This window comes from Aquitalea pelogenes, assembly GCF_041914625.1.
GTDB lineage: Bacteria > Pseudomonadota > Gammaproteobacteria > Burkholderiales > Chromobacteriaceae > Aquitalea > Aquitalea pelogenes.
On sequence record NZ_JAYSDA010000009.1, the window covers coordinates 106296 to 122931 of the forward strand.

At 59.8% G+C, this 16636-nt stretch carries 16 protein-coding genes and 1 tRNA gene; 8 read left to right on the forward strand and 9 right to left on the reverse strand.

Features of this window, described 5'->3' with window-relative positions:
- Positions 1–307 precede the first annotated feature (307 nt).
- On the forward strand, positions 308–1726 hold the full coding sequence (selA, locus tag ACE3SE_RS09675) for an L-seryl-tRNA(Sec) selenium transferase (protein WP_374554912.1): 1419 nt from the start codon (positions 308–310) through the stop codon (positions 1724–1726).
- Here the strand turns inward: selA and ACE3SE_RS09680 are convergent.
- Complete coding sequence (locus ACE3SE_RS09680) at positions 1723–2061, reverse strand: GlpM family protein (RefSeq protein ID WP_062788159.1); 339 nt, start codon at positions 2059–2061, stop codon at positions 1723–1725. The genes selA and ACE3SE_RS09680 overlap by 4 nt on opposite strands.
- A 174-nt stretch (positions 2062–2235) precedes the next feature.
- On the opposite strand from ACE3SE_RS09680, the gene ACE3SE_RS09685 reads away from it, so the two are divergent.
- The 3 genes from ACE3SE_RS09685 to ACE3SE_RS09695 all read left to right on the forward strand — a co-directional run bounded on the left by ACE3SE_RS09685 (position 2236) and on the right by ACE3SE_RS09695 (position 5201).
- Positions 2236–3174, forward strand: a complete 939-nt coding sequence (locus ACE3SE_RS09685) for a cation diffusion facilitator family transporter (RefSeq protein ID WP_374554914.1) — start codon at positions 2236–2238, stop codon at positions 3172–3174.
- Positions 3171–5084, forward strand: a complete 1914-nt coding sequence (selB, locus tag ACE3SE_RS09690) for a selenocysteine-specific translation elongation factor (protein WP_374554916.1) — start codon at positions 3171–3173, stop codon at positions 5082–5084. The genes ACE3SE_RS09685 and selB overlap by 4 nt, the downstream gene beginning before the upstream one ends.
- Positions 5085–5106: 22 nt before the next feature.
- Positions 5107–5201 (forward strand) — tRNA-Sec (locus tag ACE3SE_RS09695).
- Positions 5202–5408: 207 nt separating this feature from the next.
- On the opposite strand, the gene ACE3SE_RS09700 is transcribed toward ACE3SE_RS09695, so the two are convergent.
- A complete protein-coding gene (locus ACE3SE_RS09700) occupies positions 5409–5873 on the reverse strand; it encodes a hypothetical protein (protein WP_374554918.1) in 465 nt (154 codons plus the stop codon).
- Between the two features lie 402 nt (positions 5874–6275).
- Between ACE3SE_RS09700 and ACE3SE_RS09705 the strand changes: the two genes are divergently transcribed.
- From ACE3SE_RS09705 to ACE3SE_RS09720, 4 genes are all read left to right on the forward strand, one after another.
- The gene (locus ACE3SE_RS09705) at positions 6276–7601 is read left to right on the forward strand and encodes a methyl-accepting chemotaxis protein (protein ID WP_374554920.1); all 1326 of its coding nucleotides are present in this window, start codon (positions 6276–6278) and stop codon (positions 7599–7601) included.
- A gap of 104 nt (positions 7602–7705) precedes the next feature.
- A complete protein-coding gene (locus ACE3SE_RS09710) occupies positions 7706–8461 on the forward strand; it encodes a (Fe-S)-binding protein (RefSeq protein ID WP_045845495.1) in 756 nt (251 codons plus the stop codon).
- The gene (locus tag ACE3SE_RS09715) at positions 8458–9849 is read left to right on the forward strand and encodes a lactate utilization protein B (RefSeq protein ID WP_374554922.1); all 1392 of its coding nucleotides are present in this window, start codon (positions 8458–8460) and stop codon (positions 9847–9849) included. Before ACE3SE_RS09710 ends, ACE3SE_RS09715 begins: the two co-directional genes overlap by 4 nt.
- Positions 9846–10412 carry a LutC/YkgG family protein gene (locus ACE3SE_RS09720; RefSeq protein ID WP_374554924.1) on the forward strand — a complete coding sequence of 189 codons (567 nt, stop codon included), beginning with the start codon at positions 9846–9848 and terminating at the stop codon, positions 10410–10412. Before ACE3SE_RS09715 ends, ACE3SE_RS09720 begins: the two co-directional genes overlap by 4 nt.
- A 121-nt stretch (positions 10413–10533) precedes the next feature.
- Here ACE3SE_RS09720 and ACE3SE_RS09725 read toward each other — a convergent pair whose 3' ends face one another.
- The 7 genes from ACE3SE_RS09725 to ACE3SE_RS09755 form a co-directional block, all read right to left on the reverse strand.
- Positions 10534–11952, reverse strand: coding sequence for a DEAD/DEAH box helicase (locus ACE3SE_RS09725; protein WP_374554926.1), 1419 nt, complete (start codon positions 11950–11952; stop codon positions 10534–10536).
- Between the two features lie 121 nt (positions 11953–12073).
- Complete coding sequence (locus tag ACE3SE_RS09730) at positions 12074–12994, reverse strand: CobD/CbiB family protein (RefSeq protein ID WP_045845491.1); 921 nt, start codon at positions 12992–12994, stop codon at positions 12074–12076.
- Between the two features lie 98 nt (positions 12995–13092).
- Positions 13093–13557, reverse strand: a complete 465-nt coding sequence (locus tag ACE3SE_RS09735) for a flagella synthesis protein FlgN (RefSeq protein ID WP_374554928.1) — start codon at positions 13555–13557, stop codon at positions 13093–13095.
- A gap of 24 nt (positions 13558–13581) precedes the next feature.
- Positions 13582–13881, reverse strand: a complete 300-nt coding sequence (gene flgM, locus ACE3SE_RS09740; protein WP_062788124.1) for a flagellar biosynthesis anti-sigma factor FlgM — start codon at positions 13879–13881, stop codon at positions 13582–13584.
- Positions 13882–13951: 70 nt separating this feature from the next.
- A complete protein-coding gene (gene flgA, locus ACE3SE_RS09745) occupies positions 13952–14626 on the reverse strand; it encodes a flagellar basal body P-ring formation chaperone FlgA (RefSeq protein WP_374554930.1) in 675 nt (224 codons plus the stop codon).
- Between the two features lie 173 nt (positions 14627–14799).
- Positions 14800–16209, reverse strand: a complete 1410-nt coding sequence (gene thrC / locus ACE3SE_RS09750) for a threonine synthase (RefSeq protein WP_131355682.1) — start codon at positions 16207–16209, stop codon at positions 14800–14802.
- A 67-nt stretch (positions 16210–16276) separates the two neighbouring features.
- Positions 16277–16624: a hypothetical protein gene (locus ACE3SE_RS09755; protein ID WP_131355684.1), complete on the reverse strand. Its 348-nt coding sequence runs from the start codon at positions 16622–16624 to the stop codon at positions 16277–16279.
- Between the last annotated feature and the right edge of the window lie 12 nt (positions 16625–16636).

Sequence of the window (16636 nt, forward strand, 5' to 3'; positions counted from 1 at the left end):
TCGCTATCCATGTCTGCTCCGAGTCGGCTAGTATCCAGAATGCAAGACCACCCAATCGCAGGAGACTGCCATGCACACCAGCAACCCGCGTCACGCAAAAAACCTGTTGTCACTGCCTGCCGATATTGCCGAATCCACCTAGAGCGGCTGGCAATGCATTGCCAACACCCTCCACCGCCAACGTTGCGAAGCACCCGACACGCAATCGGCACGCTGGCGTCATCTGCTGCGCTGGCTGGCCGGCAACCTGGTCCTGGTAGGGCTGCTGTATCTGCTCTATCGTTTTTCCCGTTTCTGAACACCCACCATGCCACTGAAAACCCTGTATTCGCGCCTGCCATCGGTAGACCGCTTGCTCAACCACCCGCTGGTGGAAAAGCTGATTGACCGGCATGGCAATGCCGCACTGACCGAAGCCGTGCGCCAGACCCTGGACGAAGCACGCCAGCATATCCGCAACACACACAGCCTGCCGCAATGGGCTGAGGACGAAGGACAGCTGGCGCATGCCGCCAGTCAGCGGGTTTGTGCGCGTCAGCAGGTGCAGATGCGACCGGTGTTCAACCTCAGTGGTACGGTGCTACACACCAATCTGGGGCGTGCGCCGATGGCAGAAGAAGCCGTTGCCGCCGTGAGCAACGCCATGCGCGAAGCAGTGACACTGGAATACGATCTGGACGGCGCAGGCCGCGGTCACCGCGACAGCATCATCAGCGCGCTGCTGCAAGAGCTGACCGGTGCCGAGGCCGCCTGCGTGGTCAACAACAATGCCGCGGCCGTGCTGATCATGCTGTCTACGGTGGCGGCCGGGCGCGAAGTGATTGTGTCGCGTGGCGAGCTGGTGGAAATTGGCGGGGCCTTCCGCATGCCGGATGTCATGCGGCAAGCCGGCTGCCAGCTGGTGGAAGTGGGTGCCACCAACCGCACCCATCTGCGCGACTACCGCCAGGCCATCACACCGGACACCGGCCTGCTGATGAAGGTGCATACCAGCAATTACCAGATAGAAGGCTTCACCCACAGCGTGAGCGAGGCCGAACTGGCCACGCTGGCCCGCGAGCATGGCTTGCCGGTAGCCACCGATCTGGGTTCGGGCGCACTGGTGGACCTTTCCGCCTATGGCCTGCCAGCCGAACCCATGCCGCAGCAGATGATTGCGCAGGGCGTCGATCTGGTCAGTTTCTCCGGCGACAAGCTGCTGGGTGGACCACAAGCAGGGCTGATCATCGGCAAGCAAAGCTGGATAGACAAAATCCAGAAGCACCCACTCAAGCGTGCCCTGCGCTGCGACAAAATGACGCTGGCAGCACTGGAAGCCACCTTGCGCCTGTACCTGCAACCGGACAAGCTGGTACAGCAGCTGCCCACCCTGCGCCGCCTCACCCGACCGCAGGCTGAAATCCGTCAGCTCGCGGAGCGTCTGCTACCGGCACTGAGTAGTTACGCTGGTGGCGGTTTTGACCTTGGCAGCAGCGCCTGCCTGTCGCAAATCGGCAGTGGTTCCCTGCCGGTGGACCGCCTGCCCAGCTGGGCCATCACCTTCAGCCCGCGGGATGGACGCGGCAGCACGCTGGAAGCACTGGCCCAGCAATTGCGCAGTCTGCCCTCTCCGGTGATCGGGCGGTTATACGACGGAAAGTTGTGGCTGGACCTGCGCTGTCTGGAAGATGAAAGCGCTTTTCTTGCCAACCTGCAGCCAGCAGACGGTGCCAGTCAGCCCCGTTAACCGTGCCAGCGGCTCCAGCCCAATATCAGCACCAGGGCGGCCACACCCCAGCTGCAAGTGGCCGCCGCCAGCGCCCACGGCAGGCGCAGACGGTCCAGCAGGCAATACAGGCTGAACAAGTAGACGAAATACGGCAGCAAGGACCACATGCCAAACAGCACCGTGGTCTTGAGAGCCAGTGCGCCACGTTCGCTGCCGACAATATAGTGGGCGATCAGGGCAAACGTGGGAAACAAGGGCACCAGGCCAGCGATATAGTAATTGCGCGAGCGGGACAACAGGCTGATCAACACCACCGCCAGTGCACCCAGCAAAGACTTGAGCAACAGCGCCAAGATCATTCCAGAAATAAATGCAGACAGTCGCTATTCTGACATGAACCACTACAGCAGCTGAATGCACATTATTCTTATTATTGTTTTTATTTACTAAACAATAACATCCAATTAAGAAAAACTTAAGGCAGCTATGGCATACTGCACAACCCACCTGATTTGAAACAGACAGCCATGACCCTGCACACCAGTCATTCTCCCCAGGAAACCACCGACGAAGCCACGCGCAACAAGGCTGCGCGTCGCAGCACCATGGTCAGCGTATGGGTCAATATCGTGCTGGCCACCGCCCAGGTGCTGATTGGCGTATTTGCCAAATCCCAGGCGCTGGTGGCCGATGGTGTCCACTCGCTGTCCGACCTGCTGTCGGACTTTGTCGTCCTGCTGGCCGGGCACCACAGCCGCAAGGGACCGGATGCGGATCACCAATATGGTCACCAGCGTTACGAAAACGCTGCCTCGCTGGTATTGGGACTGCTCCTGCTGGCTGTCGGCATCGGCATGCTGTGGTCCGCCGCAGTGAAGTTTCACGACCCCTCGACCATTCCCACCGTGCACAGCATCGCCCTGTGGGTAGCCATCACGGCACTGGTCTGCAAAGAGCTGTTGTTCCGCTTCATGCTGGCGGTGGCGCAACGCGTCCGCTCCAGCATGCTGGTGGCCAATGCCTGGCATGCACGTTCCGATGCAGCCTCCTCGCTGGTGGTAGCGATTGGCATCATCGGCAACCTGATGGGCTATCCGATTCTGGACCCGGTAGCAGCGCTGATCGTTGGCTTCATCGTGGGAAAAATGGGCTGGAGCTTTGCCTGGAGTTCGCTGCACGACCTGATGGACCGTGCTGCCGATGCGGAAGAAACCGCCGCCATCCGCCAGACCCTGCTGGCGACCAAGGGGGTGCTGGCCCTGCATGATTTGCGCACCCGCAAAATGGGCGACCTGATTCTGGTTGATGTCCATCTGGAAGTGGATGGCCACATGAATGTGTTTGAAGCCCACGATATTGCGGAGCGCGCACGCGATGAAGTCATGCGCGCGCATCCGGTACTCAATGTGATGACCCATATCGACCCGGTTGGTCTGGAGCATCCGGCAGACCGCTCAGTCGCATGATTTTTGCCACGGCCGGCCATGTCGACCATGGCAAGACATCCCTGCTGACCGCACTGACCGGCCACGATGCCGACCGGCTGCCGGAAGAAAAAAAACGCGGCATGACCATAGACCTGGGCTATGTCTACCTGCCGCTGGACGATGGACGGATTGCCGGTTTCATTGACGTCCCCGGCCATGAAAAATTTCTGGCCAACATGCTGTGTGGTCTTTCCGGCATTCCGCATGCCCTGCTGGTCATTGCGGCGGACGACGGCATCATGCCGCAAACCCGCGAACACCTTGCCATCCTGCAACTCAGCGGCATTCCCCGGCTCACCGTGGTCATCAGCAAGTGCGATCTGGTGGATGAAACCACCTTGCAGGCGCAAAGCCGCGCAGTGCGCCACTGGCTGCAGGACAGTCCATGGCCGGATGCGCCGCTGTTTGCAGTCTCCAGTGTGCAAGGCCTGGGCATTGCCCAACTGCGCCAGCATTTGCTGGACAACCTGCACCCCTCCGGTCTGCCGCAAGGACAACGCTTTCGGCTGGCGATCGACCGGGCATTCAGCCTGAGCGGTGCCGGGCTGGTGGTCACCGGCACGGCACTGAACGGCCAGGTTGCGGTGGGTGACAGACTGTGGTTGAGCGGACGAGACAGCCAGGTCCGGGTACGCAGCCTGCATGTACAGAATACCGCTGCCGAATCTGGTCAGGCAGGACAGCGTATTGCGCTGAATCTGGTGGGTGACGTGCAAAAGCAGGATATCCAGCGCGGCGACTGGCTATTTGACACCCAGCCGCCCGCCCCCAGCCAGCGCATCGCCGTTCAGCTGCATGCCATTGAGACACTCACACACTGGCAAGCAGTGCATATCCACCACGCGGCACGTCACATCACCGGACGGGTGTGCCTGCTGGATCACAGCCAGTTGGCAGTCTCGGAAAGCGGCCTGGCCGAACTGGTGCTGGACCAGCCCTTGTGGCTGGCCGATGGCGACAGGCTGATCCTGCGCGATGCCAGCGCCCGCCACACCATTGCCGGTGCCAAGATACTGGAACTGCAAGTGCCGGAACGGGGCAAGCGTCAGAACGCACGACTGGACTATCTACGGCAATTGTCCGGTCCGGCACAGCCTCTGGCCGAGCAGTTGCAAAGGCAAAGCGAACAGCAGGCCGTGGCGCTGGATGCCTTTGCCTGGGCCAAGCAGCTGGACAGCCAGGCCATTCAGGCGCTGTTGAGTACCTGCCAAGGTCAACAAGTAGAAGGCTGGCTCTATCACCCGGCACATTGGCAGTCGATGCAGCACAGCGTGCTGGAGCGGCTGGCCATGCTGCATCAGCAACAACCGGATCAACTGGGTGCCAGCCGGGGACGGCTGCGACGACTGGCCCTGCCCGGACAGCCTGAAGCCGCCGTCAACCTGCTGCTGAACCAGCTACTGCAACAAGGCTTGCTGTGCCAGACGCGTGGCTGGCTGCACCTGCCGGAACATGTGCTTAGCTTCACCGCACAGGAACAGGAACAATGGCAGCGCCTGGCCCCCTGCTTTGCCGGCAGCGAACCGCAATGGGTGCGAGACCTGGCCCGCCTGCTCGCCATGGAAGAAACCGACATGCGTCGCCTGCTACACAAGGCGGCCCGGCTTGGACACGTGGTCGCCGTGGTGCAGGACCGCTATTTCGCCACCCATCACGTGCACCACATGGCCGACATCATCCGTACATTGTGCGAGCAGCACGGACATGCCGATGCCGCCCACTTTCGCGACCAGCTGGGCTGCGGTCGCAAGCTGGCCATCCAGATTCTGGAGTTTTATGACCGCAGCGGCTTTACCCGTCGTCTGGCGGACAGGCACCTGTTACGGGAAAGCATGCTGTTTGGCAGTGCCAGCCTGCAGGCGGACGCCCCCGCTGCAGGCCCGCAGTGAAACCGCTATAATCAGCCCTCACGGAAGAGAGGCACTCCCGGTGGGGTGGCTGGTCTTCAAAACCAGAAGGGGCCGCCAGCGGTCCCGGGTGGGTTCGACTCCCATTCTCTTCCGCCATCAACACCGCCCGTCCGCGCAGGCGCAGATCTTGCGCAACACGCAGCTCTCCTGCCCCGCTCCCTAACGAACGACGTTCAGCAAGCTGTAGCGCACTCTTGCTCCACGCTCATTCCGCCGTCACAGCAAAGCCAGCCCGCCAAAATGAAAAACCCGCAGCAGCGGGTTCGGCAGGGTAAAACGGGCTGTGCAAGGGCAAACGGCCAGTCAACCCGGCGGGTTGCCCTCGCCAATAAGACGATGGCGATAGTAGTCCAGATAAGCCGTGTACAGGTGATTCAGCACGCTGACACTGCGACGACCGGACTTTGCCATGCAGGCTTGCCGTGCAGCATTCAGCTCACGGACCTCGTAAGGCATCAACACGATTTCATCGCGGGACTGATAAACCGAAAACACCGACTTCAGGTTTTCAATCACATGCTGTATCAGTTTTGCCTCCGGTGAATGCACATTGACATACAGGACATGAAAGGCCTTGAACAGGGCAATGGTCTGGATGATCTTATCTTCGTCTGCTTTTCCGGAACACAGCGCTGCACAGCAAATCGTCATATTTTGTTTGATATTGATCATGATGCCACACTGACTTTCGCTGACTATTGCCTCTAACACCACATGCCCTGCACAGGGAAAGGCTTGCATGGAATGCAGGACATGGATTTCCTGCATGACAGCCATATCCGGAGAGCACGCGGTGGGGGCGCTGCTTGAGACCGGACAGGGCAACAGACGGTGGTCTCATTGCTTGCCATCACACAGGTTCTGCCAAGCATATCACTCCGGCACCACTTGCCAAGTGCGCGTGGCAGCCGGTTTTCCGCTTTGACCTGATTTTTCTAGTTATAAGTCATATCGGCACAATTAAACTGATTCATTTAAATTATTTGTCTTCCGATGTGCTTGTTGGCTGGCAAATGCCTGAGCATGGATAAACGCCAAGCAGACTGCAGCAAGCCTTTTGACAACAAAAGCGTATCACCCGCTGCGCCGGCAGAAGAACCTGCTTTCTCTCCACTTGGCCAGCTTCTATAACAAAACATACAAAAAAGCATCAGCCTGGGGATAAGAATCATGTTCAATCAACAATTCAAACAGCGAATTGCCACACTGGAACAACAACTGTCGGCGGCACGGCAACTGGAACAGGCGCTGGATCTCTCCATGGCGCTGATTCGCTTCAGCCCCGATGGCCAGATTCTGGAAGCCAATCAGAACTTTCTCGACACCATGGGTTATCAGGGGAGTGAAGAGCTGCAAGGCAAGCCGCATAGCCTGTTGTGCGAGACGGCCTACTCCGGCAGCGCGGAATACCGCCGTTTCTGGGAGCAACTGCGCCGCGGCGAGTTTTATCGGGACCGGGTCAAACGCGTCGCCCGCGACGGACACGTCGTGTGGCTGCAGGCCACTTACTCCCCGGTACTGGATGCCACCGGCCGGGTTGGCAGCATCATCAAACTGGCGACGGACATTACCGACAGCGTGATGAATGCGGCACGTAACAACGCCATATTGCAAGCCATCAACCGGGCCATGGCCTGTATCGAATTTTCAGCCGATGGCCAGATTCTTGAAGCCAACGACCACTTCCTGCAGGCCACCGGCTACAGTCGAGCCAGCCTGATCGGCCAGCAGCATCGCATCCTGTGCGACCCTGCCTTTGCCAACAGCCCGGAATATGCCGCGCTATGGGAGCGGCTGCGCAGCGGCCAGTACTACAGCGGGCGCATCAGTCGCCGCACACGTGACGGGAGAACCATCTGGCTGGAAGCCAATTACAACCCGGTACTGGATGAAAGCGGCCAGGTGTGCAGCGTCATCAAGTTTGCCACCGACATCACCGCCCAGGTCGAACAACAAACCATGGAGCGTGACTCTGCGCTGCAAGCCTATGCCTCGGCGCAGGAAACCCAGGCGCTGGCCAACGCCGGCGTATTTGATATCGAACAGAGCATCGACAACATCATGACCATGGCCAGTAATATCGAACGTGGCAGCCAGCAGGTTGTACTGCTGGGCGAGCGTTCGCAGCAAATCGGCTCCATCGTGCAAACCATCAAGGACATTGCCGACCAGACCAATCTGCTGGCACTGAATGCCGCCATCGAAGCCGCCCGCGCAGGCGAGATGGGCCGTGGCTTTGCCGTGGTGGCCGACGAAGTGCGCAAGCTGGCGGAGCGCACGGCCAGCTCGACGGTGGAAATCAATCGCATGGTGCATGACATCCAGAACCATACCGGACATGCGGTTTCCAGCATGGAACACCTGCTGGAACAGGCCAATAGCAATGTCGGCCTGTCCCAGCGGGTGGGGGAAACCATCAGCCAGATCAACCAGCAAGCCAAGGGCGTGGTCAGCAGTGTCAGCCGTTTTGCCGAGATGAAATCGCAGGCCGCCTGAGGCAACTGTCTGCGCGCAAGGGTAAATCCGAATTGGCAGCAGCAGGGCGATCATTATCTAATGCGGACCTGAACCCTGCTCCTGCCTGTCGGAGGCCCTGCCCCATGAAAATCGGCCTGTTCATTCCCTGTTTCATCAACGAACTGTTCCCACATGTCGCCATGGCAACCCTGGAGCTACTGGAAAGCCTGGGCTGCGAAGTCGAATTTCCGATGGAACAGTCCTGTTGCGGTCAGCCATTGGCCAATAACGGTGACAGCAAAGGCGCTTGCGATGCCGCACGCCGCTTTACCGATGTCTTCCAGCGCTACGATTATGTCGTTGCCCCTTCTGGCAGTTGCGTGTCCCACGTGACCCATCATTACGACTGGTACATTGCGGAAGATAGTGCCTACCAGCAACTCAAGCCCAAGGTCTACGAAATCATCGAATTCCTGCAGGATGTACTGAAGCTGGAAAAGCTGCCCAAGCCGGTGTATTTCCCGCACAAGGTTTCCATCCACCAGAGTTGCCACGGCCTGCGCGAACTGCATCACGCCAGCCCGTCCGAACTGATGATGCCCTATCACTCGCGTCTGGAGTCCATCCTCAAGCTGGTGGACGGCGTGGAAGTGCTGCTGCCGGAACGCCGTGACGAATGCTGCGGTTTTGGCGGCACTTTCTGTGTCGATGAACCGGAACTGTCCACCGCCATGGGCGAAGACCGCATTGCTCAGCACGAAGCCACCGGCGCGGAATACATCGTCGGCGCCGACCCCTCCTGCCTGATGCACATGGGCGGCATCATCCGTCATCAGGGCAAGACCATCCGCCCGCTGCACATTGTGGAAATCCTCACCGGCCGGGGAGCAGGCGCATGAAAGACGATAGCGTTAAACACCCGCAGGCAGCGGCTGAATTCCTGAAGGACCGTGCCCAGGCCAAGTGGCACGACAGCGCCATCTGGTGGGTCAGGCAAAAGCGCGATGCCCAGGCCAAGCAACTGCCGGAATGGGAAGAGCTGCGCCGACTGGCACGCGAAATCAAGGCCCATACCCTGTCGCAGCTGGACGACTACCTGGCCCAGTTTGAAGCCAATGCGCAAAAGAATGGCGTGACCGTACACTGGGCAGCCGATGCCGACGAGCACAATCGCATCGTGCACGGCATTCTGGCAGCAAAACAGGTGAAGAAGCTGGTCAAGTCCAAGTCCATGCTGACCGAAGAGTGCGGGCTGAACCCCTATCTGGAACAGCGCGGCATCGAAGTGGTGGATACCGACCTGGGCGAGCGCATCGTGCAATTGCGCCACGAAGCCCCCAGCCACATCGTGATGCCGGCGATCCACCTGAAAAAAGAACAGATTTCCGAGCTTTTCCACAAGGAGCTGGGCACCGAGGCCGGCAATAACGACCCCACCTATCTCACCCACGCGGCACGGGCCAATCTGCGAGAGCACTTCCTGACGGCGGATGCCGGCCTGACCGGGGTGAACTTTGCCATTGCCGAAACCGGTGGCGTGGTGGTGTGCACCAATGAAGGCAATGCCGACCTGGGCACCAGCCTGCCGCCCATTCACATTGCCAGCATGGGGCTGGAAAAAATCATTCCCAAGCTGGAGCACTTGGGCGTATTCACCCGCCTGCTGGCCCGCTCGGCCATCGGTTCCCCGGTCACCACCTACACCTCGCACTTCCATCAGGCGCGCCCCGGTGGCGAGATGCACATTGTCATCGTGGATAACGGCCGTAGCGAGATTCTGGGCAATGAAGACTTCTACCAGAGCCTGCGCTGCATCCGTTGCGGTGCCTGCATGAATACCTGTCCGGTCTACCGGCGCAGCAGCGGCTTCAGCTACAGCTACATCATTCCCGGCCCCATCGGTTCCACCCTTGGCCCCAGCCGCGACATGAAAAAGCACGGCAGCATGGCCTTTGCCTGCAGTACCTGCGGCTCCTGCTCCAATGTCTGCCCGGTCAAGATCAACCTGCACGAACAACTGGTGCTGCATCGCAAGAAGGCGTTTGACCAGAACCTGCTGCCCGCCGGCAAGAAAATGGGCTTGCTGGCCATGCGCTTCCTTACCCAGCATCCGGCGCTGTTTGACCTGGGCGGCAAGGTGATGCGCAAGGTAGTGCCCATCATTCCGGAAAGCCTTACCCGCCACAGCGCCTGGAGCCGTGCCGGGCGCGATGTGCCACCCATGCCGAGCCAAAGCTTCAAGGAGCTGTACCAACAGCGCAGTAAGGACAAGGAGGGCCAACAATGAGCGCCCGTGACAAGATACTGGCCCGCATTCGCCAGAACCGGCCGCAAGCATCGGCCCTGCCGGATATTCACGCCGTACCGTTCATCCGTTACGACAACCAGTTTGAAGCGTTTGCCACGCTGATCCGCAATCTGGGTGGCGACGCAGTCCAGTTGCAGGATGGCCAGAGCGTGGCCGATGTCGTGGCCGCACGCTGGCCGAATGCCGGTCGCACCGTCGACCTGACCGTGGCGCAGCACGAAGAAGTGGATGATCCGCACGCATGGCACGATGTCGACGTCGCCATCGTCCCCGGCCAGCTGGCCGTGGCGGAGAATGCCACGGTGTGGGTCAGCCATCCGGACAACCGTTTCCGCTCGATTTACTTCCTCACCCAGAAGCTGGTCCTGGTGGTGCCGCGTGAGGCCATGGTGGACACCATGCGTGATGCCTATGCCCGCATCCAGCTGGCAGAGCATGGCTTTGGTGCCTTCATTTCCGGCTCGTCGCGTACCGCGGACATCGAGCAAAGCCTGGTGATGGGTGCTCATGGTGCCATGGCAGCCCTGGTGATATTTGTCTGATTTCTACGTATGGAGCATTTGCTTCCTTGGGCCCTGCGGGGCCTTTTTTTATGGCACGTCACCATGAAAAAACCGCCAGTCACAGGACAGGCGGTTTTGTGGTGTCACTGCAGTCAGGCGATCAGCGGCTGACTTCCACCTTGTAGCGCGGCGGCAGCAGCAGGGCCGGCACTTCGCGCTGCGCCTTGCGGCTGCGGCGGCTGCTGCCGACAGGCTTGATGGTTTTCAGGCCTTCGCCGGACTTGCCCGCCATCAGGGCCGATGCCGGTACCGACATCGGATCGCGCTGGCTTTCACGCGCCGGAGTACGGGTGCCCGAACGACTCTGTTCACGACCAGCATCACGGTCACGATCCCGCTCACGACGATGGGAAGACTCCTCGCGCGGCGCAGTCGAACCAGGCTCAAAGCCAGCCATCACTTGCGGCGTCAGCGTCTGGCGCGTCAGCTTTTCAATGGCTTCATGCTGACGGGTTTCTGCCGGGCTCATCAGCGAAATGGCCACACCACTGGCACCGGCACGACCAGTACGGCCAATGCGGTGTACATAGTCCTCCGGTGAGTTGGGCAGCTCGTAATTCACCACAAAGGGCAGTTCGCTGATATCCAGGCCACGTGCCGCTACGTCGGTAGCCACCAGCACACGCAGGCTGCCTTCCTTGAATGCCGACAAAATTTCCAGACGCGAGGCCTGTGCCTTGTCGCCATGAATGGCTTCGGCCACCAGGCCGTCGCGCTTGAGGTCACGCGCCAGCTGGTCGGCGCTGAGCTTGGTCTTGCAGAACACGATGACCTGGCTCATGTCACGGCTCTTGATCAGATGGCTCAGCAGATAACGCTTGCGACCGGCATCGACGGAATACACCAGTTGCTCGACTTGCTCGTTGGTCGCATTCTGGCGGGCCACTTCCACCGTTTGCGGGTCTTTCATGAAATCCGCAGCCAGCCGTTTGATTTCCGGCGCAAAAGTGGCCGAGAACAGCAGGGTTTGCCGCTCTTTGGGCAGCATGCTCATGATCTTGCGGATATCCTGGATGAAGCCCATGTCCAGCATGCGGTCGGCTTCGTCCAGTACCAGCACTTCCACCTTGTTCAGCTGTATGCTTTTTTGCTGGATGTGGTCCAGCAAACGTCCAGGGGTGGCAATCACCACTTCCATGCCACGACGCAGCTCGGCAGTCTGCGGGTCCATGTTCATGCCGCCAAACACGGTGGTGGCACGCAAAGGCAAATACTTGGTATAGGTTTTTACATTCACGCCAATCTGGTCGGCCAGCTCGCGCGTGGGCGACAGTACCAGCGCCCGCACCGGGTGCATGGCCGGGGAAACACTGGTATTGGCAAACTTTTTCAGCCGCTCCAGGATGGGGAGCATGAAGGCGGCAGTCTTGCCGGTACCGGTTTGAGCGGCAGCCAGCAAGTCACGACCGGACAGCACCAGCGGAATGGCCTTGGCCTGGATCGGTGTGGGCTCGGAATAGCCCTGTTCTTCAATGGCACGAAGAATCTCGGGCGACAGCCCGAGTTCGGAAAACAGCATGTGTGTGCTCCTGCAATTCGGTTGGGCGATGACATCGCAGCATGCGACGCATCCCCTTGTTCATGAACATGGCCTGGCCCAAATGGCAACGCCGCCCATCAGGGGCGGCGGCAGGCAGGCATCAGGCCATGTGGTTGGCAACGCTGAGCAACAGGATGACAAACAGCCATAGCAAGGCTGAACGCCAGACCAGGCCGACTGCGCTTTTCAGGAAGCCCGGATCGGCTTCGTCACCAAGGCCCAGTTCCGGCCGGAACTTGATGGTGTAATCCTGCCTGAGCGGATCGCCCAGCTTGACACCAAGAGCACCGGCAGCGGAGGCCAGCAGAATGCCATTGGCGTAGTTACCCCAGGTCCGGGCCTGGGAACGCCAACAGTAGACTGCATCTTCAAAATCGCCCATGACGGCAAAGCTGGCAGCGGTCAGACGCACCGGCAACCAGTCAAGCCAGGCAGCGGCACTGCCGGCAAAACGACCAAAACGGTCTTCATCGCCCTGACGGCTACCCCATTTCTGCCCCAGCATGCTGCACAGCCGGTACAGCAAGGCACCGGACGGGCCCGGCAGCAGGACAAACCAGAACATGGTGCCAAACACATGCCGGTAACTGTCCACCACACCCTGCTCGATTGCCAGGCGGGAAATCTCGCCAACGGACAATTCGGCAGAAGGATGCCCGGTCCAGCGTGTCAGCGCCATACGTGCATCCAGGTCACGCCCTTCGGTCAAGGCCAGCGAAATCTCGGAAAAGGCGCTGGAGAAATGACGGAAACCCATGGTGAGGTAGAGCACCAGCACATTCCAAAGAATGGCCAGCAGCGGGTTGGCCGCGTACAGGGCGTAGTACACCCCAAGGCTCAACAACACCGGAGGCAGGATGGCCAGCATCCACGCAAAGACACCATGCCGGTTGGCACCGGCATTCAGATTGCGTTCCAGATGATTGGCATAACGGGTGAAAACATGCCAAACGCGGTTGCGGTTGCCCAGTGGGCGCAGCTGCTCAAGTGCCAGCGCAATGATCAGGGAAATCAGGGTCATCAGAATTTGAATGGTGGTTTGCTCAGGCCCAGTGGCGAAGATACCACAAAGGGACAGGTACGCCCACCACATCGCATGTGGCCAGCCCTATGGGCAAGTCAGGCAGAGCCGAGAAAACGGCGTCCGCCGGCAGGTTGCGGCTGCTGTCCGCCACGGTCATAACTGAGCGTGGAAGCAGCCGCCTGACGCAGCGCGGCCAGGGAAGCTTCTACCTGGCCTAGCTGCTGCTCGATGAAAGTACCATTGAGCTGGTTGATGCCCTGGGCACGATGGATGAGATCTTCCAGTGCCAGCCAGGCCTGGCGTTCTTCGGGCTTGTCGGCCAGCCAGATGTATACGGTGTCGCTGTCGGACAGGCCAAGTGTCTTCATCAGCCGGGCGCGAGACTGAGAATGCATGGCCAGTTCATCCAGCACTTTGCTCTTGCTGTCCGCCAGGTCTTCCAGGCGGTGCACCTGGCCTGCAATCATCACCTGCTGCTCTTGTTGCAGCAGGTCGATCAAGCGTGTCACCTGCTCGGCTTCAGCACGGCACAGCTGGGCAAAACCTTGTTCTTGCGTCATTGCTGCCACACCCATCTGCAGTACTTACTGGTTCAGCAGTTCTTGGGTGGAGGCGATCAGGCTGTCGGCGATCTTGTCCGGATTCACCGAAAAGGTGCCCGCTGCGATCGCGTTCTTGATGGCATCAACCTTGGCCGCATCAAAGGCAGGCGTGGTATCTGCCTGGGCAGACAGCGCACTGATGCTGCTGGCCAGCGGATTGATCTTCACGCTATCGGTCGGGGTGGACCCGGATCCGGCAGCCGGAGCGCTGGTATCGCGCCGGGCCAGCTTGCTCTGACTGGCATAGGCGCCAACGGCACTTCCCGAGTTGTCGATTTTCATGGCGTGGCCTTCCAAACTAGCTAGGGGTTTCTCTATTATCGGCTGAAAAAGCAAACTCTTGAAATATTTATCAGTAACTCAGACTGACGCTGCCATCCGGCTGCACCATGCCGCGCACCACACGCCCACTGGACAGCCGCACCGACACCGCATCACCAACCGCAGCATTGTTATTGGCAATGCCTTCTGACAACACGCTAAAGCCGTCTCCCCCCGCCACCACCTTGACCGGCTGGCCGGCACGAATGGCATAAGGGGCATGAACCATGAAGCTGCGCAACCAACTGCCGGCAGGTGCACCGCTGCGCATGGTCTGGCCAATTGCCAGAGCCGGACTGGTCAGCACATTGCGCGCCATGGCCGGATTGGCCACCTCCACCAGTTTGACATCCCCTTCCTGCAACACTTCACCGGCGCTCACCGAGCGGGTCAGTACCACACCCAGTTGCTTTTCGTTGATGCTGACTGGCAGGCGTATGCTCCATCCGCTATCCGGACAGACAATCACCAAAGCCGTGTTGCCCGTGGTCTGCGCCGCATTGGACCAGTCCACCCGTGGCGATGCACAGGCAGGCAATACCAGTCGCCGGTCCAGTTTGCCCAGCTTGTAGCTGGCCTGACGCGGGGCCATTTCCTGCTGCATGAAACGGTCGGCCAGTTTTTCCAGCGCGGCCATATCCTGGCTGGCGGCTGCCTGCACAAGGCCGGGCAGCAGCCAGGCCAACATCAGAGGGGAGAATTTCATCCTGCCATTGTATCCGCTACGATCCTGCCTGCGTATCGCTACCGGCCCATGCGGTGATTGCCAGGCGGGACGGCCTTGCAAGCACAGCATTCTGAGTGAGAAATCCGCCGACAGTTGCGCCGACAGATAAAAAAACAGGCCACACGGGCCTGTTTTTTCAACAACACCAGCGCTTACTGCGCCAGTGTCTGTTCGACAAATGCCTTGACCTTGGCGGCATCGGCATCGAATACCACCACTTTTTGCGGCAGGTCTTCCAGACCATCAAAGCCGGCGGGGCGCGGCGGGTCACGATCCAGCGCTTCGCGGATGGTGTCGGCAAACTTGGCCGGCAGCGCGGTTTCCAGGCAGACAACGGTTTCACCCGGCAGACGCAGCTCGCGTGCCACCTTGATCCCATCAGCAGTATGAGTATCCACGACCACGCCATCCGTGGCGTCCACCGCACGGATGGTGGCCAGACGGTCGGCATGGCTGCTCTTGCCGGAAACAAAACCGAACTTATCCGCCGCCTCGGCCAGTCTGGCCGACAGATCAAAGCCCTTGCCGGCATCCACATCGGCCCACAATGCCTTCACGGCAGCACCGTCGCGACCGACCAGATCGAACACGAAGCGTTCGAAGTTGGAGGCCTTGGAAATATCCATGGACGGGCTGGAGGTGACATAGGTATTGGCCGTGCCGCGCGGACGGTAAGCACCGGTGCGGAAGAACTCGTCCAGTACGTCGTTTTCATTGGTGGCCACGATCAGGCGCTGCACCGGCAGGCCCATCTGGCGCGCGATATGACCGGCGCAGACATTGCCGAAGTTACCCGACGGTACGCAGAAGCTGACTTGTTCGTCATTGCTGCTGGTGGCGTTGAAATAACCCTTGAAGTAATACACCACCTGCGCCACTACGCGGGCCCAGTTGATGGAGTTGACGGTGCCGATCTGGTACTTGGCCTTGAAGGCGTGGTCGTTCTGCACCGCTTTCACGATGTCCTGACAGTCATCGAACATGCCCTTGATGGCGATGTTGTGGATGTTGGCATCCTGCAGGCTGAACATCTGCGCGCGCTGGAAGGGGCTCATCAGGCCATCCGGGCTGAGCATGAACACGCTGATGCCCTGCTTGCCGCGCATCGCATATTCGGCGGCGCTGCCGGTGTCCCCGGAGGTGGCACCCAGAATGTTCAGCGACTGGCCTTTTTTGCCCAGCACGTATTCGAACAGATTACCCAGCAACTGCATGGCCATGTCCTTGAAGGCCAGCGTCGGGCCATTGGACAGCTCCAGAATCACCAGGCCATCGGACAGGCGCTTGACCGGGGTGATGGCTTCGCTGCCAAACACTGCTGCGGTGTAAGTGCGGCTGACGATGTCCTTGAGGTCGGCCTCGGGAATATCGGTGGCGAACAGGCGGATGATTTCAAACGCCAGTTCGGCATAGGACAGACCGCGCCAGGCATCCAGCTGGCTGCGGCTGATCTGCGGGTAGCTTTCCGGCAGCGCCAGGCCACCATCGGGAGCCAGACCCATGAGCAGGATGTCGCTGAAACTTTGCGGCTGCATGCCGCCACGTGTGCTGATGTACTTCATGTGATGTGATTCAACCTGTACGAATGCAGAAGACGTTGCAAGAAGGATGGCCGCGGACAGATGAGCGTCAATCGGCGGCGCTGGCCTCCAGATGATGACTGCAAGCAGCGGAAGCTTCGGCCAGGCGCTTTTTGCCGCGCGGGTCGTCCTTGCGGATTTGCCCGGTCAGCACGCCCATGACTTCTTCCGAGCTGAAGGTATTGGCCAGATGCTCGCTGGCACACTGGCAGTACTTCTGGATCTGGACATCCGAGCGCTCGCTGGCACCATCCGATGCCGGCGTGCGCTTGATACAGCTGCGCATCAGGAAACCCTGCAGCAGATTATGCTGACCCGGTGTCAGTGGTGTTGCGTGCAGGGCCGATGCAGTCAGCGCACAGGCCATGCCCACTCCATTCATCCAGTACCTTGCCATTTGCAGCCATCC

Excerpts from the sequence above, each read along its gene's own strand:
- ACE3SE_RS09705 (WP_374554920.1), top strand. The coding sequence starts at position 6,276 with ATGTTCAATCAACAATTCAAACAGCGAATTGCCACACTGGAACAACAA.
- selA (WP_374554912.1), top strand. The coding sequence starts at position 308 with ATGCCACTGAAAACCCTGTATTCGCGCCTGCCATCGGTAGACCGCTTG.
- ACE3SE_RS09685 (WP_374554914.1), top strand. The coding sequence starts at position 2,236 with ATGACCCTGCACACCAGTCATTCTCCCCAGGAAACCACCGACGAAGCC.
- ACE3SE_RS09755 (WP_131355684.1), bottom strand. The coding sequence starts at position 16,624 with ATGGCAAGGTACTGGATGAATGGAGTGGGCATGGCCTGTGCGCTGACT.
- ACE3SE_RS09730 (WP_045845491.1), bottom strand. The coding sequence starts at position 12,994 with ATGACCCTGATTTCCCTGATCATTGCGCTGGCACTTGAGCAGCTGCGC.
- ACE3SE_RS09735 (WP_374554928.1), bottom strand. The coding sequence starts at position 13,557 with ATGACGCAAGAACAAGGTTTTGCCCAGCTGTGCCGTGCTGAAGCCGAG.
- ACE3SE_RS09710 (WP_045845495.1), top strand. The coding sequence starts at position 7,706 with ATGAAAATCGGCCTGTTCATTCCCTGTTTCATCAACGAACTGTTCCCA.
- selB (WP_374554916.1), top strand. The coding sequence starts at position 3,171 with ATGATTTTTGCCACGGCCGGCCATGTCGACCATGGCAAGACATCCCTG.
- ACE3SE_RS09700 (WP_374554918.1), bottom strand. The coding sequence starts at position 5,873 with ATGCAGGAAATCCATGTCCTGCATTCCATGCAAGCCTTTCCCTGTGCA.
- flgM (WP_062788124.1), bottom strand. The coding sequence starts at position 13,881 with ATGAAAATCGACAACTCGGGAAGTGCCGTTGGCGCCTATGCCAGTCAG.
- flgA (WP_374554930.1), bottom strand. The coding sequence starts at position 14,626 with ATGAAATTCTCCCCTCTGATGTTGGCCTGGCTGCTGCCCGGCCTTGTG.
- ACE3SE_RS09725 (WP_374554926.1), bottom strand. The coding sequence starts at position 11,952 with ATGCTGTTTTCCGAACTCGGGCTGTCGCCCGAGATTCTTCGTGCCATT.
- ACE3SE_RS09720 (WP_374554924.1), top strand. The coding sequence starts at position 9,846 with ATGAGCGCCCGTGACAAGATACTGGCCCGCATTCGCCAGAACCGGCCG.
- ACE3SE_RS09715 (WP_374554922.1), top strand. The coding sequence starts at position 8,458 with ATGAAAGACGATAGCGTTAAACACCCGCAGGCAGCGGCTGAATTCCTG.
- thrC (WP_131355682.1), bottom strand. The coding sequence starts at position 16,209 with ATGAAGTACATCAGCACACGTGGCGGCATGCAGCCGCAAAGTTTCAGC.